Here is a 21,516-nt window from a genome sequence, read left to right as displayed (position 1 = left end):
GCGACCAGCCCCACCACGGCCGCCACCGCGCCCGGCAGCAGGCAGCGCAGCAGCGCGTCCTGCACCCGGTCCACATCGGACACCAGCCGGGTCAGCGCGTCACCGCGGGCCAGCGGCCGGCGCAGCAGCGCGTCGTACACCCGTCCGCGCAGGTCGGCGAGGTGCCGGAGCACCGCCGAGTGCCCGGCCAGCCGTTCCGCGTACCGCAGCCCGCCGCGCGCCACGGCCAACGCGCGCACCGCCACGATCGCCACCGTCAACGCCGCGAGCGGCGGCTGCCCGGCGGCCCGCACGACGAGCCACACGGCCGTCGTCATCAGGCCGATCCCGGCCAACTCGGCCGCCACCCCGGCCGCGACCGCCGGCACCAGCCGCCTCACCGGAGCGCCACCACCCTGTCCACCTCGTCGAGCACCGCGGGCCGGTGCGCCACCAGCAGCGCCGTCCGACCCCGGGCCAACCGCCGCGTCACCCGCAACACCGCCTCCTCCGTCCCGCCGTCCAACCGGGACGTCGGCTCGTCCAACAGCAGCAACCGCGCCTCGTCCCGGAGCAACGCCCGCGCCAACGCCACCCGCTGCCGCTCGCCGGAGGACAGCGGGTGCGCGGCGTCCACCAGGTGCCCCAACCCCAGCTCCGCCGCGGCGGCCCGCACGTCACCGGACGACCCGAGTGCGATGTTGTCGGCGACCGTGCCGGGGAACAGCGTGGGCCGTTGGGGCACCCAGGCGAGTTGGCGCAGCCACGACCGCCGGTCGACGTCCCGCAGGTCCACGCCGCCGACCGTGATCCGGCCGGACGCGGGCGTCACGAAGCCGAGCAGCAGGCCCAGCAGCGTGCTCTTCCCGACGCCGCTGGGCCCGACGACCGCGATCCGCTCGCCGGGCGCGATGCGCAACGACAGCTCGCCCAGGCTCGCACGGCCGGGGTAGCGGACGACCACCCGGTCGACCACGATCTCGGCGGACCGCAGGTCGGGTGCCGGCACGCCGAGTTGTCCACAGGCCGCGTCCACGCCCTTCGCCCCGCCGTTCCGTTGTGGCAGCATGAAAATCGGGGATCCCCCGGGCGGGGACGCCTGCGCAGCCGGCGCTTCGGCCGGGTGGGACCGGTGTGCGGCCGATGCGTGCGGCCCGGATCGCGGCGCGGTGGCTGTTTCGTGCGGCTGTGACCGGTGCGCGGCCGGCGGCTCGACCGGCGGCGAACCCTGCGGCGAGCCGTGCGCAGCCGACAGCCCGCCCCCTCGCGCGGCCGGCGGCTCGTCCCGCCGGGAAAGCGCCGCGGTCGGCGATCCGCTCGGCCGAGACCCCTGCGCGGCCGAGGAAACGTCCGCCGGCTCCCCCGCCCCCTCCGACCCGGCATCCCGCGTGACCGCACCGGGCGGGGACGCGTGCGCGGCGGCCGCCTCCAGCACGGCCAGGCCCTCGGCCGAGGCGTGGAACTGCGCGCCCGCCGCGCGCAGCGGCAGGTACGCCTCCGGCGCGAGCAGCAGCACCAGCAGCGCCACCCGCAACGTCACCCCGCCCTCCAGCAGCCGCAACCCCACCGGCACGGCCACCAGCGCCACCGACAGCGTCGCCACCAGCTCCAGCACCAACGCCGACAGGAACGCCACCCGCAACGTGCGCAACGTCGCCTCCGCGTGCGCCCCCGCCATCGCCCGCACCGTCCCCGCCTGCGCCGCCGCCCGCCCGAACACCGTCAACGTGCCCAGACCGCGCACCACGTCCAGGAAGTGCCCGCCCACCACCGCCAACCCGGCCCACTGCGCCCGCGTCCGGTCCCGCGTGCGCATCCCGACCAACGCCGCGAACACCGGCACCAACGGCAACGTCACCAGCACCACCAGGCCCGACGCCAGGTCCGCGAACGACAACCGCGCCACCACCGCCACCGGCACCACGGCCGCCACCACGAGCTGCGGCAGGTAGCCGGCGAAGTACGGCTCCACCGCGTCCAGCCCCTTCACCACCAGCGTCGCCACCGACCCGGCCCGGTCCCCGGACCCGGCCGCCCCGCGCAGCACCCGCTTGCGCCACGACGCCTTCACCGACGCCGCGTGCCGCTGCGCCACGACCCGCCCGCCCCACACCACGAGCCCGCGCGCCGCGACCACCGCCACCAGCCACCACGCCGACCACCCGCCGGCCAGCACCGACGCCACCACCTCGGCCTGCGCCAACACCACCGCGGCCGTGACGACCGCCAGCGCCGACAGGACGACGACGTACCCACGGTCACCGTGCCGCACGGGACATCCACCACGTCGCCCACTGGAACACCAGCACCAGCGGCACCACCACGACCGCCGCCCACGTCAACACCCGCAACGTCGGCAGGTCCGCCATGACCGACACCGTCACCACCGACCGCGCGCCGAACACCCCCACCACCGGCAACGCGCACACCACCGCCGTGCAGGCGAACGCCGACCCGTGCCGCCGCCCCCGCAACGCCACCCAGGCCGCGCCCACCAGCGCCAGCGCCACGACCGCCGTCACCCCGAACGCGGGCGCCGCGACCGGCCCGGCCGTCACCACCGCCGCGACCACGAACACCGCGACCGCCGGCAGGAGGAACCGGGCGATCCGCACCGCCCGCTCCCGCAGGCCGCCCGACAGCCGCCACGCCAGGAACACCGCGCCGTGCGCCGAGAACAGCACCGCCGTCCCCGCGCCCCACACCACGACCGGACCGCCCAGCACCCGCCCCAGCAGCACGCCCCACGCCACCGCCACGACCAGCGCGCCGCCGACGAGCGTGAAGTCCCAGCCGGGCGACCGCAGCTGCACCGCGACCGTGAAGCACACCAAGCCGGCCAACAGCACCGCGAACACGGTGTGCTGCGACGACAGCAGCTCGCCCTCCAGCCTCGGGAACGCGCCGAACAGCACGCCCGCCGCCGCGACCAGCCACACCTCGTTGCCCAGGAAGAACGGCGTCACCGCCCGCAGCACCGCCCGCCGCTCCGGCTCGTCGCGCCCGACCAGCCGCAGCACCGCCCCGACCCCGTAGTCGAACCCGGCCAACGCGAAGTAACCGCAGGTCAGGAACGTCAGCAGGCCAACCCACACACCTTCCACGCCACACACCCCTCTACAGCGCCGGGACGAGAGGCGACACCGGCGCCTCGTCGGAGGACACCGGTCCGCGCCGCGCCAACCGGGCGATCAGCACCCAGTCGGCGACCGCCAGCGCGACGAACACGCCGGTGAACGCGACGAACGACACGAGCAACTGGTCACGGTCGACGTGCGACATCGCGTCCTGCGTGGTCAGCAGCCCCTGCACCAGCCACGGCTGCCGCCCGACCTCGCGGAACAGCCACCCGCCGATCGCCGCCACGAACGGCAGCGGGATGCCGAGCACCATCAGGTACAGCGGGAACCGCAGCCGCACCACCCAGTCGCGGAACAGCAGCGGCACCGTCGCCCAGCTCGCCAGCAGCAGCGCGAACCCGATCTGGATCATGAAGCCGAGGCCCGCGCCGTCGACCGCGCCGACCGTGTCGAACTTGTCCGGCTGGTACTCCCGGACGATCGGGAACTGCCCGAACCCGAACCCGACCAGCAGCGGCGTCGCCACCGCCGTGAGCACCACGCCCAGCCGCAGCGACCGGCGGAAGAAGTCCACCTCCGGGGTGCGCCGGAGGAAGTGGTAGGCGCTGACCCCGGTCAGGAACACGCCCCCGACGGTCAGCGACGCGAAGCACACGTGCAGGAACGCCGTCCCGAACGTCGGGTTGGCCACCAGCGCGGAGAAGTCCACCAGCCGCAGCACGCCGTCGCGCAGCTCGTGCCCGGCCGGGTGCTGGAGGAACGCGTTCGCCATCATGATCCAGAACGCGGAGGCGAACGCGGTCAGCGCGACCAGCCAGATCAGCGCCAGGTGCACCCACTTGTTCACCCGGTCCCAGCCGAAGATCCACAGGCCGAGGAACGTGGACTCCAGGAAGAACGCCACCAGCGTCTCCAGCGCCAGCGGCGCGCCGAACACGTCGCCCGCGAACGTCGACAGCCCCGACCAGTTCAACCCGAACTGGAACTCCATGACGATGCCGGTCGCGATGCCGAGCGCGTAGTTCACCACGTAGAGCCGACCCCAGAAGCGCGTCATCCGGGCGTGCACGGGGTCGGCGGACAGCGTGGCCCGGGTCTGCATCACCGCCACCGACGTCACCAGTCCGAGCGTCAGCAGCACGAACAGGAAGTGGAACGACGTGGTGGTGGCGAACTGGAGCCGGGCCAGTCCGAGAGCATCCATGAGTAGCTACGTTATATGTAGGCAGACAACTTAACATCGGGGATGTCCCCGATTCCGCCGACCGGCCCTGATCCGTAGAGTGGCTACCCATGAAGTCCGACGCGTTGCGCGGGCACCTCGACGCGCTCCTGCTGGCCACGCTCGACGGCGGCCAGCTGCACGGCTACGCCATCATCGAGGCGCTGCAACGGCGCAGCGGCGGCGCGCTCGACCTGCCCACCGGCACCGTCTACCCGGCCCTGCGCCGGCTGGAGACCGCGGGCCTGGTCGCCAGCGAGTGGAGCACCGTCGGCGGCCGGCAGCGCCGCACCTACCGGCTCACGAAGGCGGGCCAGCGCGCGCTCGCCGCCGAACGCACCGCGTGGCGCGAGTTCACCACCGCCATCGAGGGCGTGCTGGGAGGTGGGCCGTGGCCGGCGCAGGCGTGATCGACGACTACGTGACCGCCCTCGACCAACGCCTGCGCGGCCCCGACCCGGTCAAGGGCGACCTGCTCGCCGAGGCCCGCGACAGCCTCCACGACGCCGCCGCCGCGCACCGCGACGGCGGGCTCGGCGAGGAGGCCGCCCAACGCCGCGCCGTCGCCGAGTTCGGCCCCGTCGCCACCATCGCCCGCGAGTACCAGGGCCTGCTCGCCCTGGCCCACGGCACGCGCACGCTGCGGTCGGTGACGCTCGTCCTCCCCCTCGCCTACGTGATGTGGGAGCTGAACCGCATGTTCTGGATCGGCGCGTGGACCGACTTCGCCGCCCCGCCGCCCGACTGGTACCTCGCCGTCGCCCGCTTCAACGACGCCTCGGCGTGGGTCGTGGCGGGCGTGGCGGTGCTCGCGCTGCTCGTCGGACGCCGGCTCGCCCGCACCACCGTCGGCACCGCCACGCTGGCCCGCCTCGCCGGGGTCGTCGCGGTCGGGTCGGTCGGCCTGTCCCTGCTCGGCAACGTGGCCATCCTCGCCGCCACCGCCTACCTGGACCCCCAGCGGCTGCTCCTGTCGCCGCCGGTGGCCGCCGCGACCGCGTTCTCGTTCGCCATCGCGCTGCGGCTCGCCGTCCTCGCCCGGCGCTGTGTGGTGTTCTCGTCGGTCTGACCCGCGGGGCATGTGTCACGATCGTCACGTGACCTCAGCGCTCTTCTACATCGTCATCATGGCGCTCGTGGCGGCGGTGGTGTTCCTGCTGGCCGCGCTGGTGTTCGGGCGCGGCGAGGAGCTGGCGCCGCTGCCGCCCGGCGCGTCGCCGACCCGCCTGCCGGCCGACGACGTGACCCCGCAGGACGTGCGTGACCTGAAGTTCCAGCAGGTCATGCGCGGTTACAAGATGACCGAGGTGGACTGGGCGCTGGACCGCCTGGCCGGCGAGGTCGAACGGCTGCGCGACCGGGTCGCCGAGCTGGAGGCCGAACCGGGCGTCGAACCCGCCACCGGGACGTCGGCGACCACCCCGGCCGACCGCGACGCCGCGACCGCGGCGCGGAACGGGGCCGGGACCGACCCGGAGGGCGAAGCCGCCCACGCGAGCGCGGCGGACCGGGGGACCGGGACCGACCGCGACACCGCGGCCGAGCGGGAAACCGAAGCCGGGCGGCCCGCCGCGGCGCACCCGGGCACGGACCGCGAACCGGACCGGGAACCCGAGCGTGACCCGGCTTGACCTGCGCGTCCAGGTCGAAGCGCCCGCCCGGACCACCTGGGCGGCGCTCACCGACTGGGCCAGGCAGGGCGAGTGGATGCTCGCCACCACCGTCCGCGTGACCGGCGGCGACGGCGCGAGCGTCGGCAGCGGGCTGACCGCGTTCACCGGCGTCGGCCGGCTCGGCTTCACCGACACCATGCGCATCACCGCGTGGGAACCACCCGCGCGGTGCGCCGTCGAGCACACCGGCCGCCTCGTCCGCGGCGCCGGCGAGTTCCGCGTCGTCCCGCGCGGCCCGGACCGCAGCGAGCTGGTCTGGTCCGAGGACATCGCCCTGCCGCTCAACCTGGCCTTCGCGCCGGGTGTGAGACTCTCGCTGCACCGCTTCGCCGCATTCGCCCGGAGGTACACCCCGTGACCGACGTCGTCCGCTGCCCGTGGGGCGACAGCACCCCCGACTACGTCGAGTACCACGACACCGAGTGGGGCGTCGAGCTGCACGGCGAGTCGGCCCTGTTCGAACGCATGGCGCTGGAGTCGTTCCAGTCCGGCCTGTCCTGGATCACCATCCTGCGCAAGCGCGAGAACTTCCGGGCCGCGTTCGCCGGGTTCGTGCCCGAGCGCGTCGCCGCCTTCGGACCCGACGACGTCGACCGGCTCCTCGCCGACGCGGGCATCGTCCGCAACCGCGCCAAGATCGACGCCACGATCAACAACGCCCGCGCCGTCGCCGAACTCGACGTGCCGCTGGACGACCTGCTCTGGTCGTTCGCGCCCGAGCACCACGAACGGCCCGCCACGATCGCCGACGTGCCCGCCGTCACCCCCGAGTCCAAGGCCATGGCCAAGGAGCTCAAGCGCCGCGGCTTCGCCTTCCTCGGCCCCACCACCTGCTACGCGCTGATGCAGGCCACCGGCATGGTCGACGACCACATCGCGGCCTGCTTCCGCGCCGCCGAGGCCGTCACCGGCCGGTGAACGTCGGCTTCCGCTTCGCCACGAACGCGGCCACCGCCTCCCGGTGGTCGGCCGTCGCCCCCGCCTCCGCCTGCGTGCGCGCCTCCACCTCCAACGCCGCCGCCAGCGCGCCGGAGAACGCCATCGCCTCCTTGATCTTCGCGTAGGCGGTGGTCGGCCCGGCGGCCAGCTTCCGGGCCAGCGCCTGCGCCGTCGACAGCACCTCGCCGTCCGGCACCACCTGACCCACCAGGCCGATCCGCAACGCCTCCCGCGCGTCCACCGGCTGCGCCAGCAGCATCATCTCCATCGCCCGCCCGTGCCCGATCAGCCTCGGCAGCGTCCACGACGCGCCCGAGTCCGCGGTCAACCCCACGTTCGCGAACGCCATCAGGAACTTCGCGCCCTCCCCGGCCACCCGCAGGTCGCTCGCGAACGCCAACGACGCCCCCGCGCCCGCCGCCATGCCGTTCACCGCCGCGATCACCGGCTTCGGCATCCCCACGATCGCCTTGACCAGCGGGTTGTAGTGCTTCTCCACCGTCTCCAGCGGCGCCGGGTCGCCCGCCTCCAACAACGCCACGTGCTCCTTGAGGTCCTGACCGGCGCAGAACGCCTTCCCCGCGCCGGTCACCACCACCGCCCGCACGGCGTCGTCGCCGGCCGCCTCCACCACCGCCTCCAGGAACCGCTCCTTCAACGCCACCGTGAACGAGTTGAACGACTCGGGCCGGTTCAGCGTGAACGTGCGGACGCCGTCGGCGTCGTCGATGAGGAGTTCGGACACGGGTGGACCTCCGGTCAGTGGTGGGCGAGGCAATCGTCGACGAACTTGGCCGCCGCGGGCGCGAGGCGGTTGGTGTGCCGGTCGAAGAACGCGGCCGCGTCCGCGCCCGGCCAGTCGGCCGGCAGCAGCTCCCGCGGCAGGCCCGGGTCGCGGAACAGGAACTTGCGCCAGGCGTGCAGGAACCGCTGCGACGCCGCGAACGCCGCCGCCGGGGACGTACCGTCCACACCGGACATCACCGGCTCCCACTCCGCCACGAACCGCGCGTAGTCGCGGCCCAGCGTCGCCAGGTCCCACGCCCGGCCCGCCAGCTCCGCCGGGTCGCCCTCGTGGCCGCCGAGGAACGTGCTGCCCGCCACACCCTCCGCCGCCAGCACGTCCGCCAGCTCCGGCGACGGGCGCGGCGCGACCCACGTCACCGGCCCCAACGCGCCGTAACCGAGCAGTTGCAGCGACGACGCCACCCGCTCCCGCGCCTCCCGCGCGGGCAGCTCCTCCAGCACCACCACGTGCCACCGACCGTCCCACGTGGACGGCCGGGTGCGGTAGATGCGGGCCGCCGCCTCGTCCAGCCGGCGTTCCGCGCGGGGTGTCATCGCGTATCCCGGGCCGCCCGGCAGGCGCACCGGCTCCAACCAGCCCTGCCGCACCGTGCGCGACACCGCCGTGCGCACCGCGGGCGCGGCGAAGTCCAGCGGCTCCAGCAACCGGACGAGCGCGGCGATGGTCGCCGCGCCACCCCGCTCGCGGAGGTGGCCGCCGTAGACGTCGAAGAGCGCGGAACGGGCTCGCACGAGGTCCGAGTGTGTCAGGGCCACCCCGCGACACGCCACAGAGCGGTGACGGGTCACGACCAGGTGACGGTCGGCGGCGTGCCGCGGAAGTCGTTGGGAGGCGGCGATCCTGGCCCTGATCTGCGGCTCGGTGATGATCGCCGGCAGGTCGCCGGCCGGCCGGAAAGATCGGTTCGGTTTCGCTGCCGAGTCCGCATAGGGGAGAATGGGCGGAGTATCCGGCCCTGGTCGGACGGGGAAGATGTTGACGGAGGGAGCACGCGATGGCGGCCATGAAGCCCCGGACCGGCGACGGTCCCCTCGAGGTGACCAAGGAGGGGCGCGGCATCGTGATGCGCGTTCCGCTCGAGGGTGGTGGGCGCCTCGTCGTCGAGATGTCGGCGGATGAGGCCAACGCCCTGGGCGACGCCCTCAAGGCAGCCGCCGGCTGACCGGCCGGAGAGAGAAAGCGTCGAAGCCCCGGTTTCCACTGTGGAACCGGGGCATCGCTACGTCGCGCCGCGGCCCCCACCTGCGGCTTGTCCACCCGGCGTGATCGACCACGCCCGTCCCCCGGAGGTCCCCGTGCGAGCACCCCTGCCCACCCCGCTGGTCACCGTCGAGGTGGCCGACACCCTCCGCCGGGGTGTGCCCGCGGTGCTCGTCGCGTCCGGCGGGGACGAGGCGCGGCTCGGGCCGGGCGCGGAGCGGGTCGTGGACGCCGACGACGTGAGCGGCCGGGCCGGCGCGACGTCCCGGCAGGGGCGGGACCGGGTCGTCGGGGTCGGCGACGGCGCCCCCGGCGACTGGCGCAAGGCCGGCGCGGCCCTGGTGCGGGCGCTGGACGCGGACGCCGCGAAGGGCGCGACCACCTACGACGTGCTGCTGCCCGACGACGTGGCGGGCGAGGCCGTGGCGGCGTTCACGCTCGGTATCGCCCTGGGCGGGTACCGGTTCAAGGTCACCGGGGAGGAACCACCCAAGCGGGTGAAGTCCCTGCGCCTGGTGACCGCCGCCCCGGGGGTGGCGGACGTCGTGCGCAAGGCGACCACGCTGGCGGCGGCCACCTCGCTGAGCCGGGACCTGGCCAACACCCCGTCGAACGTCAAGGACCCGGCCTGGCTGGCCGCCGCCGCCGTGAAGGCCGCCAAGGCCGTGCCCGGCCTGCGGGTCGAGGTGCGGGACGAGAAGTGGCTCGCCGAGCAGCGGTTCGGCGGCGTGCTCGCCGTGGGCGGCGGCTCGGCCCGGCCGCCGCGGTTCATCGAGCTGACCTGGCCCGGGACCGGGGACGGCGGCCCGCACCTCGTGCTGGTCGGCAAGGGCATCACGTTCGACACCGGCGGCATCTCCGTCAAGCCGGCGGACGGCATGCACCTGATGCGCACGGACATGTCCGGCGGCGCGGCGGTGATCGCCGCCCTGATCGGCGTGGCCCGGCAGAGCCTGCCCGTCCGGGTGACCGGCCTGGTGCCGGCCGCGGAGAACCACGTGTCCGGGTCGGCGTATCGACCGGGTGACGTCATCACCCACTACGGGGGGACGACGACCGAGGTGACGAACACCGACGCCGAGGGCCGCCTGGTGCTGGCCGACGCCCTGGCCTACGCGGTCCGCAACCTCCGGCCGGACGTGCTGGTGGACGTGGCCACGCTGACCGGGGCGATGAAGGTCACGCTCGGCCTGCGCACCGGGGGCCTGTTCGCGACCGACGACGACCTCGCCGCGCGGGTGGCGGAGGCGGGGGCGCGGGTCGGCGAGTCGTGGTGGCGGATGCCGCTGTTGGCGGACCTGGTCGAGGACGTGCGGAGCGACATCGCGGACGTCCGCCAGTGCCCGCCGGGGCCGGGCGGCATCACGGCGGCGCTGTTCCTGCGCGAGTTCGCGGGCGACGTGCCGTGGGCGCACCTGGACATCGCGGGCCCGGCGCGCGCGGACAAGGTGTACGACGAGGTCGTCGCGGGCGCCACCGGCTTCGCCGCGCGGACCCTGATCGAACTGGCGGAGACCTACGCCGCCACCCCGACCAACACGATCGGGTGATCATGTCCCGAAATTGTACGGAAACACCGTTACCGTACCTCGGTTGAATCGAGGAACCGCAACCGCCCCCGACCACCCCTCCCGACCAGTGCCCCACCCACCCCCTGACCACCCCGACCCCGCCCCGTCCAACGCCGGCCGCTGGCCACCCGGATCGGCGATCCCGGACCAGCCGGCCGGGACCGGCGAGCCTGGAGCAGCCGGCCCGGACCGGCCAGCCTGGAGCAGCCGGCCCGGAGCAGCGAGCGGAGACCGGCGAGCCTGGAGCAGCCGGCCCGGACCGGCCAGCCGGGACCGGCGAGCCTGAAACAGCCGGCCCGGACCGGCGAGCGGAGACGGGCCGGCCCGGACCGGATGGCCCGGATCAGCCGGCCTGGACCGCCGGGCCCTGACCGCGACCCGGCCGAACCGCCCACCGCCGCCGGCTGGGCCGTGGCACGAACCGGTGGCCGCCCGCCGATGGCGCACCGCCGGCCCGGCCGGGCGCAGCCGGACGTGCCGGGCCCGGATCGGCCAGGCCGAGCGCGGCGGGCCGGACCGGCGGGATCGGACCCGGCCCGGGCCGGGTGCCTGATCGGCCCGGACGTCGTCCCGGGTGCGCGGCCGGCGAGGCGCGAGGCGGGCGTGGCCGGGGGTCAGGCGGTGAGGGCGTGGTCGCGGAAGGCTCGGACGGCGGGTGGGAGGGGGACGTCGGCGGGCCAGGCGAGGGCGATCTCGCGCGACGCGCGCGGGGTCAGGGGGATTTCCGGGAGGCCGGAGGGGGAGTCGGCGTGCGGCAGCAGGGCGACGCCCAGGCCGGCCGCCACGAGACCGCGGACGGTTTCGGTTTCCTGGCCCTCGAAGGCCAGGGTGGGGGTGAAGCCGGCCGCCCGGCACAGGTCGTCGGTGATCTGCCGCAGGCCGTAGCCGGGTTCGAGCCCCACGAACTCCTCGGCCGCCAGCTCCGCGACCGCGACCGCCGCGCGGGCCGCCAGGCGGTGGCCGGGCGGCACGACGAGGACCAGCTCCTCCTCGCGCACGACGGCGTGGGCGAACGCCGGGTCGGTCGGCGGCGGGGAGACGAGGGCCAGGTCGACCACGCCGTCCGCCAGGTGGGTGAGGATGTCCTGCCGCGAACTCTGCACCAGCCGGAAGCGCACGGACGGGTGGGCGTCGCGGAAGGCGCTGACCAGGGTCGGGACGACCGAGCGGCCCAGCAGGTGGAGGAAGCCCAGGGCGACGACGCCCCGTTCGGGTGACACCTCTTCGGTGGCGGCGCGGTGGCCGGCTTCCAGGGCGGTCAGGGCGCGGTCGGCGGCTTCGCACAGCAGGCGGCCTGCCCTGGTCAGGCGCACCCGTCTCCCCGATCGTATGACGACCGGCGCGCCGAGTGACGTGCCCAGCGCGGTCAGCCAGCGGCTCACGGTCGGTTGCGGGACGCCGGCGGCTTCGGCGGCGCGGGTGACGTGCTCGTCGGCGGCCAGGGCGCGCAGGACGGCCAACCGCGGCACCAATTCATCCATCACGGTATCGATTCTCGCAAACCGTCGTATTGGACGCATGGATTAGCGTCGAAGACGTGCCCAGTCGCCTCACCACGTCCGTCGCCGCGACGGGTGTGGCCACGTTCGCCCTGCTCTACGCACCGCAGTCGGTCCTGCCCGACATCGCCGCCCGGTTCCACCTCACCCCGGCCCAGGCGTCACTCACCGTGAGCGCCGCCACCGGCGCGCTCGCCCTCGCGGTCATCCCGATGGCCGCCCTCGCCGACCGCGTCGGCCGACGCCGGGTCATCGCCTGGTCCGTCCTCACCGCCGCCGCCCTCGGTCTGCTCCTCCCGCTCGCCCCGACCTACGAGGCGCTCCTCGCCGCCCGCGCCCTCCAGGGCGTCGCCACCGCGGGCGTCCCGGCCACCGCCATGGCGTTCCTCGCCGCGGAAGCCGGCCGGCGCCACGTCGGCGCGGCCATCGGCGCGCTGGTCGCGGGCAACAGCGCGGGCGGCATGCTGGGCCGCCTCATCACCGGCCTCACCACCGACGGCACGTCGTGGCGCACCGCCCTCGCCCTCGCCGGCGCGTTCGGCGCGGTCTGCGCCGTCACCGCCGCCCTCCTGCTCCCGAAGGGCCACCCGGCCGCACGCCGCCCGAGCGCGCTCAAGGACGCCCTCACCGACCGCGTCCTGCTCTGCCAGTACGCGATCGCGGTCCTGGCGGTGGCGGCGTTCATCTCCGTCTTCAACGTCATCGGCTTCCGCCTCACCGCCGACCTCGGCCTGGCCACGGGCGTCGCCACCCTCGTCTACCTGGCCTACGCGGCGGGCGGTGGCGCGTCCGCCGCGGCGGGCCGGTTCGCCGACCGCCACGGCCGGGCCCGCGCCACCCTCGCCGGCCTGGCGGTGGCCGCCGCGGGCGCCGCGCTCACGCTGCCCGACCACGTCGCCGCGATCGCCGTCGGCATCACCCTCTTCACCGGCGGCTTCTTCGCCGCGCACGCGGTGGCGAGCGGGTGGGTCGGCGCCCGCGCCCCCGAGCACGTGCGCGGCCAGGCGTCGGGCGTCTACCTGTTCGCCTTCTACGTCGGCAGCAGCACGGGCGGCACGGCGGGCAGCGCCGCCTACCAGGCCGGCGGCTGGCCGGGCCTGACCGCGCTGGTCACCGCGTGGCTGGGGCTGGCGGCCTGCGCCGCCGTCGCGGCGCACCGGGTTCAGAAGTCCAACGGCACCTCCGCCGCCGCGCCGCCGGTCACCGCGACCTCGCCCAGCTGAGGCACGGTGACCCGCCCGGCCGCGACCGACAGCGCCACCGACCGCACGTCCTCGGGCACCTCGAACACGACCGCGGTCGGGAACACCTCCCCGCCGTACCGCGCGCCGACCTGCCGCGCCGGCTGCCCGCCCGGCACCGTCAGCGTCACCAGCCCCGCCGTCCGCCCCGCGCCCAGCGCCGCCGGCAGCCCGTGCCCGACCAGCCGCAGCTCCACCAGCGCCAGCCCCGGGCCGGCCGTGGCCAGCTCGTACTGCCCGCCGTTGGACACCGGCCGCTGCCGGCCGAGCCGCGCCCGCACCACCTCCAGCGACCCGGCCGCCGCGCCCACCGACACCGGCGTCGACACCGAGATCGCCTCCGGCCCCGGCGCCCGCCGCAGCACCGCCGGCGCCTCGCCGACGACCTGCCCGGACGGCACGTGGACCCGCTGCTGGAGCGACTTCGCCCCGACCGTGTCGAGCACCAGCGCCTCCGGCCCGCCGCCGGCCGGCACGGTGTAGACGATCAACGCCGACCCGTCGTCCGGCAACCGGTCGGCGGGCAGCCGGTGCCGCCGCCCCGGCACGTCCAGCGACAGCTCCGGCGCCTGCGGCACCCACCCCCGCCACGGCGTCTGCCCGAACGCCGAGTCCACCTCGCCGTGCCGCGTCACCCGCACCCGCAGCACCCGTAACGCCACCCCGTGCTCGGCGCGCAGGTCGCCCTCCGCCGTCGGCCACACCGACGGCGACGCGTAGCCCGTGACGCGCACCTCCAACTGGTCGTCGCGCACCATCGCGGACGCCGGGTCGAGCGCCTGCCCGTCGTCGGGCAGCACGGCCAGGAAGTCCGGCCCGGCCTCGCCGACGCCCTGGTCGGCCTCGGTCTCCCGCCCGTCGGTGCGCACCAGCTTCCCCACCGGCGTGCTGCGGGAGCCCTGCGCGGGCACCTGCGGCGGCTGCACCTCCAGCCGGATCCCGGACGAGTCGCGCTCGACCTCCTTCATCGGCACCGGCACCCAGTCCGTGGCCGCCGCCGTGCCGGGCACCTGCACGGGGCCGCACCACAGCCGCGTGTCGACCTCGAACGCCTCCCCGGTGCGGGCGAACCAGCAGCTCACCTCCGACTTCCCGGTCCGCGCCACGTACCCGAACGACAGCGTGTAGCTCAGCTCCGCCTCGGCCCGCGCCTGCAGGCCCGGCGCGTCGAGCACCGGCTGCCCCTTCATGGTCAACCTGACCTGCTCCGCGCTGAACGCCGACGGGGCGCAGCCGCCGGCCACCAGCGCGAGCAGGAGCACCAGCCACCGCATGGTCCGCCCCCAGTAGTCGCCCCTACTGGTTAAAAGGCGGTCGCCACCCCGGGGAGTTGCACCCCGTCGGAGTGGCGACCGTCACACCGCGGTGTCAGTCGGTCACCGGACGCCGGCCAGCGCCGCTTCGTACACGGCCACGGTCTGCTCGGCGACCGTCGCCCAGGAGAACTCCTCCACGGCCCGCTGCCGCCCGGCCTCGCCGAACGCCGCCGCCCGCGCCGGGTCGCCCAGCACCTCGTTGACCGCGTCGGCCAGCGCCACCCGGTACGCCTCGACGTCCTTCTCGTCGTAGTGCACGAGCAGCCCGGTGCGCCCGTGGTCCACGACCTCCGGGATGCCGCCCACGTCGGAGGCCACCACGGCGGTGCCGCACGCCATCGCCTCCAGGTTCACGATGCCCAGCGGCTCGTACACCGACGGGCACACGAACACGGTCGAGTGGCTGAGGATCTGCCGCACCTCGGCGGGCTGGAGCATCTGTCGGATCCAGAACACCCCGGGCCGGGCGGCGGCAAGCTCGGCCACCGCCAGGCGCGTCTCCTCGGCGATCTCCGGCGTGTCCGGCGCGCCCGCGCACAGCACGACCTGGGCGTCCGGCGAGATCCGGTGGGCGGCGGCGACGAGGTGCCCGACGCCCTTCTGCCGCGTGATCCGGCCCACGAACGTCACGATCGGCCGCGTCGGGTCGATCCCGTGGCGGACCAGCGCGTCGGTCTCGGTCACCGGGTGGTAGGCCGCCGTGTCGATGCCGTTGCGCACCACGTGCACCCGGGCGGGGTCCAGCGCGGGGTAGCAGTCCAGCACGTCGGCCCGCATGCCCTCGCTGACCGCGATCACCGCGTCCGCCGCCTCGTACGCGGTGCGCTCCACCCAGGACGAGACGCGGTAGCCGCCGCCGAGCTGCTCGGCCTTCCACGGCCGGCGCGGCTCCAGCGAGTGCGCGGTCACCACGTGCGGGATGCCGTGCAGCAGTTTGGCCAGGTGACCGGCCATGTTGGCGTACCAGGTGTGGGAGTGCGCGAGCTGCGCGTCACCCAGCGCGGCGGCCATCTCGAGGTCCACCGACAGCGTGGCCAGCGCGGCGTTCGCCTGCTCCAGCCCGTGCGCCGGGTTGTGCGCCCTGGCGTCCGCGCGCGGCCCGCCGAAGGCGTGCACGTCCACGTCGACCAGTTCGCGCAACCTCGGCACCAGGAAACCGACGTGCACCCCAGCCCCGCCGTAGACCTCCGGCGGGTACTCCCGTGTGAGCAGTCCAATTCGCACGGGGGCCACCGTAACCCCCTTGCCGGGGACGGCCGGGTGAACGTGAGGAGTTTGCGTTACTTCGCCGTTGGTGGGCCGGTGCCCACCCCGTTAGGGTCGTTGTCGTGAAAGGGCAACCGCACGTTCTGGGAATTGTCCTCGCCGGTGGCGAGGGGAAACGGTTGTGGCCGTTGACCGCCGACCGGGCAAAGCCGGCGGTGCCCTTCGGCGGTAACTACCGGCTGGTGGACTTCGTCCTGTCCAACCTGGTGAACGCGGGTTTCGTCAAGCTCTGCGTGCTCACCCAGTACAAATCCCATTCCCTGGACCGGCACATCTCCACCACCTGGAGGCTGTCCAATGTGCTCGGCCAGTACGTCACACCGGTGCCGGCCCAGCAGCGGCTGGGCCCTCGCTGGTACACCGGCAGCGCCGACGCCATCTTCCAGTCGTTGAACCTCGTCAACGACGAGAAGCCGGAGCACGTGATCATCTTCGGCGCGGACCACGTCTACCGGATGGACCCCGGCCAGATGGTGGAGCAGCACGTGGAGACCGGGGCGGGCGTGACCGTCGCGGGCATCCGGGTGCCGCGCGCCGAGGCCAAGGCGTTCGGCTGCATCGACTCCGACGAGACCGGGCTCATCACCCGCTTCCTGGAGAAGCCGTCGGAGCCGCCGCACGTGCCGGACGACCCCGAGGTCACGTTCGCGTCGATGGGCAACTACGTGTTCACCACGGAGGCGCTCATCGAGGCGTTGCGCGCGGACGCCGCCAACCCCGACTCCGACCACGACATGGGCGGCGACATCATCCCGATGCTCGTCGACCAGGGGCAGGCGCACGTCTACGACTTCGCGGACAACAAGGTGCCGGGCGAGACCGACCGGGACCGGGGCTACTGGCGCGACGTGGGCACCATCGACGCCTACTACGAGGCCCACATGGACCTCGTGTCGGTGCGGCCGGTGTTCAACCTCTACAACCAGGCGTGGCCGATCCGGACGGCGACGCCGCCGCTGCCGCCGGCGAAGTTCATCGCCGGGGGCAGCGCCGAGGACTCGATGGTGGGGCCGGGGTCGATCATCTCCGGCACCGTCCACGGGTCGGTGATCAGCTCGGACGTGGTGGTGGAGTCCGGGTCGGTGGTGCAGGGCAGCGTGCTGCTGCCGGGCGTGCGGATCGGGCGCGGGGCGGTGGTGCGGCGGGCGATCCTGGACAAGAACGTCGTGGTGCCCGACGGCGCGCTGATCGGCGTGGACCCGGCGACGGACCGGCAGCGCTACACCGTGTCCACCGGCGGCGTCACGGTGCTCGGGAAGGGCGTCACGGCGTACTGAGCCGCGAGGTCGGGGACCTCCTCCCGGGGGTCCCCGACCGGCGTCCGCCCCGAACCCCACCCGGCTGGGCATACCGCCCGGACCGGTGCCACCGGGTCGGGGCGGCCCGCCGGTCAGCCCGCCTTCGCGGCCACCAGCAGCCCGTCGCCCAGCGGCAGGATGACCGGCACCAGCCGGTCGTCCTCGCGCACCGCCCGCGCCACCTCGCGCATCGCCGTCGTGTCCGGGTCGCGGTGGGCCGGGTCGACCACGCGCCCGTGCCACAGCACGTTGTCGAACGCGATCACCCCGCCCGGCCGCAGCAGCCGCACGCCCTCGGCCAGGTACGCCGGGTACTCCGACTTCGCCGCGTCCACGAACACCAGGTCGTACGCGCCGTCGGTGAGCCGCGGCAGCACCTCCAGCGCCCGACCCGTGATCAACCGGGTGCGGGACACCGCGATCCCGGCCTCCGCGAACGCCGCCCGCGCCGCCCGCTGGTACTCCGGCGCCACGTCGATCGAGGTCAGCACGCCGGCCTCGGGCATGCCGCCGAGCAGGTACAACGCGCCGACCCCGGCGCCCGTGCCGACCTCCACCACGGCCTTGGCCCGCAGCGCCGCGGCGAGGAACCGCAACGCCGCCCCGCCGCCGGACCCGATCGGCACGCAGCCCAACTCGGCGCCACGAGCCCGCGCCGCCGCGATCACGGCGTCCTCGGGCAGGTAGCGCTCCACGTACTCGCGCGTCGGCGCATCCACAGCACGAAGGCTAACGCCGCCGGCGGCGGTTCGGGTGGTTCCGGCGGACGACGCCGGATTCTCAGCGTGCTCTCAGCCGCCTCTCACGATGGTTATAAGGGAGGACGTCACGCTGGTCCCAACGCATGACGAGCAGGACCCACGGGAACACGTCAGGGGACACGAGCGTTGACCCGTGCAGCAGGGCAGCCAGCCCACTGGAGGTGCTTACCCGCCCGATGCCTGAGCAGCCGACCGCCGCACCGACGGCCCCCATCGACGACGTGGAGTGGATCCCGCCCACGTGGGACGAAGTCGTGCGCGAACACGCCGACCGGGTGTACCGGCTGGCCTACCGCCTCACCGGCAACCAGCACGACGCCGAGGACCTCACCCAGGAGACGTTCATCCGGGTCTTCCGGTCCCTGGCGTCCTACAAACCCGGCACCTTCGAGGGCTGGCTGCACCGCATCACCACGAACCTGTTCCTCGACATGGCCCGCCGCCGCTCCCGCGTGCGCATGGAGGCCCTGCCCGAGGAGAGCGACCGCATCCCCGGCGACGACCCGACGCCGGAGGAGGTCTACGACGACACGCACCTCGACCCGGAGCTGCAGGCCGCGCTGGACGAGCTGCCGCCGGAGTTCCGGGCCGCCGTGGTGCTGTGCGACGTGGAAGGACTCTCCTACGAGGAGATCGGCGCCACCCTCGGCGTGAAACTGGGTACCGTGAGGAGCAGGATCCACCGGGGCCGCCAGGCCCTGAGGGTCGCACTGGAACGCCGTCGGGGTCTCGTTCAGGAGGACTCTGCATGACCGATCTGCGAGGTTGGCAACTGCCCGAGCAGCACCTGCTGCCCGACGCGGTCGTCGCCTTCGTCGACGGCGAGCTGTCCGCCTCGGCGCACAACCGGGCGGCGGCCCACCTGGCCCGCTGCCCGTTCTGCGCCGCCGAGGCGTACTCGCAGCAGCAGGCGCGGTCCGCGGTCCGCGCCGCCGACGCGCCCTGCGCGCCCGCCGGCCTGCTGGCCAGGCTGGGCGCGATCCCGCAGGAGGTGGAGCTGCCCAGCGCGCCGGACGGCCTCGCGGTCACCGAGGACGGCCAGCTCGTCACCGTGCAGCGGCCCGACCGGGTCGCGTTCGGCAGCGGTCCCGTGCTGGGGGCCGGCCGCCCTTTCGGAACCGGCGGCGGAAGCCGCTTCGGAGTCTTCGGGGGTAGACGCGCTCGGCAGGGCGCCGGCGTCGTCGTCTCCGGGCTCATGCTGGGCGCGCTCGCGCTCGTCGCGCCGGGCGGCGACGACCCCGCGCCCGTGCCCGCCCAGGGCAACACCCCGCAGCCCTCGCCCGTGGTCGCGCCGTCGTCCGCGGCCGCCGACCGCGAGCCCGGCGCCGCGCTGCGACCCGTGGCCGACACCGGCCTGATGGGCCGCTGACCAGCCCGCTGACGGCAACTTCACCGGTCGCCGGGCACGATTGCCCCGCGACGACCATGGTGTGACGACGTGCGGGGAGCGATGAGGGAGCCAGAGCAGGGCAACGGGACCCCCAGGTCGGGCGTCGACGACGGGGCGCACCGCAGGCTCGCACCGCGCCCGCTGAACCGCCCGCCCGTGGACCCCGGCCAGCAGGCCGTGTTCGGCCGGCCGAGGGGCGTGGCGGGCGCGTTCGCCGGCGACCGGCCCGTCCTCGACGGCGGCAACGGCTCCGTCCGGCTCGCGCCGCCGCCACCGGAGGCGCTGGCCACGGCGTTCGGCCGGCCGCCGGGCGACCCGGGCGCCCGCCTGCAACGCCCGCCGGTGGACCTCGGCGGCGAACCCGAGGTCGAACCCGTCTTCTGGGAGGGCAAACCCGCGGGCGACGCGTGGCGCGACCCCGGCGCGTCGGCCGTCATCGGCCCGCCCGCCGTCACCGAGCAGCCCGCCGCCGACACCGAGGCCGAACCCGGGCCCGGACCGCGGCTCAGCGTGCCCGAACTGTTGTTCGGGCGACGCGTCAAGCCGACCGCCCTGGCCGTGCTCCTGGTGGCCGCGCTGCTGGTCGGCGCGGCGGGCGGCGTGGTCGGCTGGCTGCTGGGCCGGGTCGGCAACCCGCTCACCGACGGCGGTGTCACGCTCGCCGAGGTCAAGCCCGGCAAGGAGCGGCCCGTCGGCTCGGTCGCCGACATCGCCAAGCGTGTCACGCCCAGCGTCGTGTCGATCGAGTTCAAGGGCGCGAACGTGGCCGGCGTCGGCTCCGGCGTGGTCATCGACGGCGCCGGGTACGTGCTCACCAACGACCACGTGGTCGCCCCGGCGGTGCAGGACACGTCGGCGAAGCTGACCGTGGTGTTCATCGACGGCAAGCGCGCCGTCGCGCAGGTCGTCGGCCGCGACTCCAAGACCGACCTCGCGGTGATCAAGGTCGAGGTGGACAACCCGACCGTGCTGCAGTTCGGCGACTCCGACGACCTGGCCGTCGGCGACACCGTGCTGGCGATCGGCTCGCCGCTGTCGCTGTCGAACACCGTGACCGAGGGCATCGTCAGCGCCCTGCACCGGCCCGTGACCGCCGCGGGCGAGAACGGCGGGCCGCAGGTCACCTACGACGCGATCCAGACCGACGCGGCCATCAACCCCGGCAACTCCGGCGGCGCGCTGGTCGACTCGTCCGGCGCGCTGGTGGGGATCAACTCCTCGATCCGCACCGAGACCGGCGGGTCGGTCGGCCTCGGGTTCGCGATCTCCGGCAACTACGCGCGCAAGGTGTCCCAGGCGCTGATCCGCGACGGGTCGGTCAAGCACGCCGACATGAACGTGAACGTGCGGTCGGCGTCGGCGGAGACCGCCGAGGGCGCGCAGGTGCAGAACGTGCTGGAGGGCGGCGCGGCCGACGCGGCCGGCATCGAGGAGGGCGACGTCATCACCCGGGTCGGCGACCGGATGGTGCGCAACGCCGCCGAGCTGACGGTCGCGGTAAGGGAACATGAAATCGGCGAGACGGTGCCGGTCGTGCTGGCCAGGCAGGGCCGTGAGCTGACCGTGCAGGTGACTTTGAGGTCCGACTGACGGCTACGCTGGCGGTCAGGCAGGGTGGCGCGGAAGGTGGGGCACGCGGGTGTTCGACAGCATCGGGTGGCTTGAGATCCTCGTCATCATCGTGGCGGGGCTGTTCATCCTGGGGCCGGAGCGGCTGCCGGACGCCGCGGCCTGGGTCGGCAAGTCGCTCCGCCGGGTCCGCGAGTACGCGACCGGGGCGCGGGAGCAGCTGAAGCAGGAGATGGGGCCGGAGTTCGAGCAGCTCCGCAAGCCCCTGGAGGACCTGCGGGAGCTGCGGAACTTCGACCCCAAGCGCGCGATCACCAAGCACCTGTGGGACGACGAGCCGAGCGAGAAGTCGAACGGCCACCCGGCCGTGCCGCCGGCGCGCGACACGACGAGCCGGGACCGGCCGCTGGAGCGCGGGGAGCGGCCCCCCTACGACCCGGACGCCACCTGACCCTCGGCCGGCCCGCTGTTAATCGACCGGTCGAGGCTCGAGGTCTGAGCACGACAGGCGAGCATGACGGCCGGGCACGACAGCCGGGAGCAGGGATCGGGCGGGACCGCCGGCACAACGGTCGGCAAGGGCTGAGCGTGACCGCCGGGCGCTGCGGCCGGGCGTGACGACGACGGCCGGGCGGGGTGGCCGGGCGCGAGGCCCCGGAATTGTCGGTGCCTGTCGGTAAGATCAAAGCAGGGGTCCCCTGGCG

21 protein-coding genes and 1 pseudogene are annotated in these 21,516 nt (G+C 74.6%); 13 read left to right on the top strand and 9 right to left on the bottom strand.

What is annotated here, in order from left to right:
• Positions 1 to 376: 376 nt before the first annotated feature.
• The 3 genes from ACFXGA_RS28845 to ACFXGA_RS28835 are packed head-to-tail and all read right to left on the bottom strand — an operon-like array spanning position 377 to position 4,263.
• On the bottom strand, positions 377 to 2,251 hold the full coding sequence (locus ACFXGA_RS28845; protein WP_378093167.1) for an ATP-binding cassette domain-containing protein: 1,875 nt from the start codon (positions 2,249 to 2,251) through the stop codon (positions 377 to 379).
• Positions 2,238 to 3,083: a cytochrome d ubiquinol oxidase subunit II gene (locus ACFXGA_RS28840; protein WP_378093165.1), complete on the bottom strand. Its 846-nt coding sequence runs from the start codon at positions 3,081 to 3,083 to the stop codon at positions 2,238 to 2,240. Before ACFXGA_RS28840 ends, ACFXGA_RS28845 begins: the two co-directional genes overlap by 14 nt.
• A 13-nt stretch (positions 3,084 to 3,096) precedes the next feature.
• Positions 3,097 to 4,263: a cytochrome ubiquinol oxidase subunit I gene (locus ACFXGA_RS28835; RefSeq protein WP_378093163.1), complete on the bottom strand. Its 1,167-nt coding sequence runs from the start codon at positions 4,261 to 4,263 to the stop codon at positions 3,097 to 3,099.
• Positions 4,264 to 4,352: 89 nt separating this feature from the next.
• Here ACFXGA_RS28835 and ACFXGA_RS28830 point away from each other — a divergent pair, with 89 nt between their 5' ends.
• The 5 genes and pseudogenes from ACFXGA_RS28830 to ACFXGA_RS28810 all read left to right on the top strand — a co-directional run bounded on the left by ACFXGA_RS28830 (position 4,353) and on the right by ACFXGA_RS28810 (position 6,872).
• Positions 4,353 to 4,691: a PadR family transcriptional regulator gene (locus tag ACFXGA_RS28830; protein WP_201438570.1), complete on the top strand. Its 339-nt coding sequence runs from the start codon at positions 4,353 to 4,355 to the stop codon at positions 4,689 to 4,691.
• Positions 4,673 to 5,350 carry a permease prefix domain 1-containing protein gene (locus tag ACFXGA_RS28825; RefSeq protein WP_378093161.1) on the top strand — a complete coding sequence of 226 codons (678 nt, stop codon included), beginning with the start codon at positions 4,673 to 4,675 and terminating at the stop codon, positions 5,348 to 5,350. The genes ACFXGA_RS28830 and ACFXGA_RS28825 overlap by 19 nt, the downstream gene beginning before the upstream one ends.
• Before the next feature lie 28 nt (positions 5,351 to 5,378).
• A pseudogene (locus tag ACFXGA_RS28820) lies at positions 5,379 to 5,663 on the top strand (DivIVA domain-containing protein); the annotation flags it as partial.
• A gap of 235 nt (positions 5,664 to 5,898) precedes the next feature.
• Complete coding sequence (locus ACFXGA_RS28815; RefSeq protein ID WP_378093159.1) at positions 5,899 to 6,312, top strand: SRPBCC family protein; 414 nt, start codon at positions 5,899 to 5,901, stop codon at positions 6,310 to 6,312.
• On the top strand, positions 6,309 to 6,872 hold the full coding sequence (locus ACFXGA_RS28810) for a DNA-3-methyladenine glycosylase I (RefSeq protein ID WP_378093157.1): 564 nt from the start codon (positions 6,309 to 6,311) through the stop codon (positions 6,870 to 6,872). The genes ACFXGA_RS28815 and ACFXGA_RS28810 overlap by 4 nt, the downstream gene beginning before the upstream one ends.
• Here ACFXGA_RS28810 and ACFXGA_RS28805 read toward each other — a convergent pair.
• Positions 6,859 to 7,638, bottom strand: a complete 780-nt coding sequence (locus ACFXGA_RS28805; RefSeq protein ID WP_378093155.1) for an enoyl-CoA hydratase-related protein — start codon at positions 7,636 to 7,638, stop codon at positions 6,859 to 6,861. The genes ACFXGA_RS28810 and ACFXGA_RS28805 overlap by 14 nt on opposite strands.
• 14 nt (positions 7,639 to 7,652) lie before the next feature.
• Entirely contained in the window at positions 7,653 to 8,432 is a 780-nt protein-coding gene (locus ACFXGA_RS28800) for a PaaX family transcriptional regulator C-terminal domain-containing protein (RefSeq protein WP_378093153.1), read from the bottom strand.
• A 263-nt stretch (positions 8,433 to 8,695) separates the two neighbouring features.
• Between ACFXGA_RS28800 and ACFXGA_RS28795 the strand changes: the two genes are divergently transcribed.
• Positions 8,696 to 8,863, top strand: coding sequence for a DUF3117 domain-containing protein (locus ACFXGA_RS28795; protein ID WP_012783412.1), 168 nt, complete (start codon positions 8,696 to 8,698; stop codon positions 8,861 to 8,863).
• A 133-nt stretch (positions 8,864 to 8,996) separates the two neighbouring features.
• A complete protein-coding gene (locus ACFXGA_RS28790; RefSeq protein WP_378093151.1) occupies positions 8,997 to 10,451 on the top strand; it encodes a leucyl aminopeptidase family protein in 1,455 nt (484 codons plus the stop codon).
• Between the two features lie 635 nt (positions 10,452 to 11,086).
• On the opposite strand, the gene ACFXGA_RS28785 is transcribed toward ACFXGA_RS28790, so the two are convergent.
• Positions 11,087 to 11,953, bottom strand: a complete 867-nt coding sequence (locus tag ACFXGA_RS28785; RefSeq protein WP_378093181.1) for a LysR family transcriptional regulator — start codon at positions 11,951 to 11,953, stop codon at positions 11,087 to 11,089.
• Positions 11,954 to 12,009: 56 nt separating this feature from the next.
• Between ACFXGA_RS28785 and ACFXGA_RS28780 the strand changes: the two genes are divergently transcribed.
• Entirely contained in the window at positions 12,010 to 13,194 is a 1,185-nt protein-coding gene (locus ACFXGA_RS28780) for an MFS transporter (RefSeq protein ID WP_378093149.1), read from the top strand.
• Here the strand turns inward: ACFXGA_RS28780 and ACFXGA_RS28775 are convergent.
• Positions 13,134 to 14,486, bottom strand: coding sequence for a hypothetical protein (locus ACFXGA_RS28775; protein WP_378093146.1), 1,353 nt, complete (start codon positions 14,484 to 14,486; stop codon positions 13,134 to 13,136). The genes ACFXGA_RS28780 and ACFXGA_RS28775 overlap by 61 nt on opposite strands.
• Positions 14,487 to 14,588: 102 nt before the next feature.
• Positions 14,589 to 15,752 (bottom strand): glycogen synthase, encoded by a 1,164-nt coding sequence (gene glgA / locus ACFXGA_RS28770; RefSeq protein WP_378093144.1) that lies wholly within the window; start codon positions 15,750 to 15,752, stop codon positions 14,589 to 14,591.
• A 104-nt stretch (positions 15,753 to 15,856) separates the two neighbouring features.
• Here glgA and glgC point away from each other — a divergent pair, with 104 nt between their 5' ends.
• Positions 15,857 to 17,071 carry a glucose-1-phosphate adenylyltransferase gene (gene glgC / locus ACFXGA_RS28765; RefSeq protein WP_378093141.1) on the top strand — a complete coding sequence of 405 codons (1,215 nt, stop codon included), beginning with the start codon at positions 15,857 to 15,859 and terminating at the stop codon, positions 17,069 to 17,071.
• 113 nt (positions 17,072 to 17,184) lie between these two features.
• Here glgC and ACFXGA_RS28760 read toward each other — a convergent pair whose 3' ends face one another.
• Positions 17,185 to 17,811, bottom strand: coding sequence for an O-methyltransferase (locus tag ACFXGA_RS28760; RefSeq protein WP_378093139.1), 627 nt, complete (start codon positions 17,809 to 17,811; stop codon positions 17,185 to 17,187).
• Positions 17,812 to 18,029: 218 nt separating this feature from the next.
• On the opposite strand from ACFXGA_RS28760, the gene sigE reads away from it, so the two are divergent.
• The 4 genes from sigE (at position 18,030) to ACFXGA_RS28740 (ending at position 21,263) form a co-directional block, all read left to right on the top strand.
• The gene (gene sigE, locus ACFXGA_RS28755; protein WP_378093136.1) at positions 18,030 to 18,605 is read left to right on the top strand and encodes an RNA polymerase sigma factor SigE; all 576 of its coding nucleotides are present in this window, start codon (positions 18,030 to 18,032) and stop codon (positions 18,603 to 18,605) included.
• Positions 18,602 to 19,222 carry a zf-HC2 domain-containing protein gene (locus ACFXGA_RS28750; protein WP_378093133.1) on the top strand — a complete coding sequence of 207 codons (621 nt, stop codon included), beginning with the start codon at positions 18,602 to 18,604 and terminating at the stop codon, positions 19,220 to 19,222. The genes sigE and ACFXGA_RS28750 overlap by 4 nt, the downstream gene beginning before the upstream one ends.
• Before the next feature lie 81 nt (positions 19,223 to 19,303).
• Positions 19,304 to 20,833, top strand: coding sequence for a S1C family serine protease (locus ACFXGA_RS28745; RefSeq protein WP_378093131.1), 1,530 nt, complete (start codon positions 19,304 to 19,306; stop codon positions 20,831 to 20,833).
• 49 nt (positions 20,834 to 20,882) lie between these two features.
• Complete coding sequence (locus tag ACFXGA_RS28740; RefSeq protein ID WP_378093129.1) at positions 20,883 to 21,263, top strand: sec-independent translocase; 381 nt, start codon at positions 20,883 to 20,885, stop codon at positions 21,261 to 21,263.
• The last annotated feature ends 253 nt before the right edge of the window (positions 21,264 to 21,516 follow it).

This window comes from Actinosynnema sp. NPDC059335, assembly GCF_042752395.1.
Lineage (GTDB): Bacteria > Actinomycetota > Actinomycetes > Mycobacteriales > Pseudonocardiaceae > Actinosynnema.
This window is presented reverse-complemented; position numbering and strand designations above follow the sequence as displayed.

What these genes read in the sequence shown, in the direction of transcription:
- ACFXGA_RS28775 (WP_378093146.1), bottom strand. Translation starts at nt 14,486, where the DNA reads ATGCGGTGGCTGGTGCTCCTGCTCGCGCTGGTGGCCGGCGGCTGCGCC.
- ACFXGA_RS28745 (WP_378093131.1), top strand. Translation starts at nt 19,304, where the DNA reads ATGAGGGAGCCAGAGCAGGGCAACGGGACCCCCAGGTCGGGCGTCGAC.
- sigE (WP_378093136.1), top strand. Translation starts at nt 18,030, where the DNA reads ATGCCTGAGCAGCCGACCGCCGCACCGACGGCCCCCATCGACGACGTG.
- ACFXGA_RS28785 (WP_378093181.1), bottom strand. Translation starts at nt 11,953, where the DNA reads ATGGATGAATTGGTGCCGCGGTTGGCCGTCCTGCGCGCCCTGGCCGCC.
- ACFXGA_RS28835 (WP_378093163.1), bottom strand. Translation starts at nt 4,263, where the DNA reads ATGGATGCTCTCGGACTGGCCCGGCTCCAGTTCGCCACCACCACGTCG.
- ACFXGA_RS28795 (WP_012783412.1), top strand. Translation starts at nt 8,696, where the DNA reads ATGGCGGCCATGAAGCCCCGGACCGGCGACGGTCCCCTCGAGGTGACC.
- ACFXGA_RS28830 (WP_201438570.1), top strand. Translation starts at nt 4,353, where the DNA reads ATGAAGTCCGACGCGTTGCGCGGGCACCTCGACGCGCTCCTGCTGGCC.
- ACFXGA_RS28750 (WP_378093133.1), top strand. Translation starts at nt 18,602, where the DNA reads ATGACCGATCTGCGAGGTTGGCAACTGCCCGAGCAGCACCTGCTGCCC.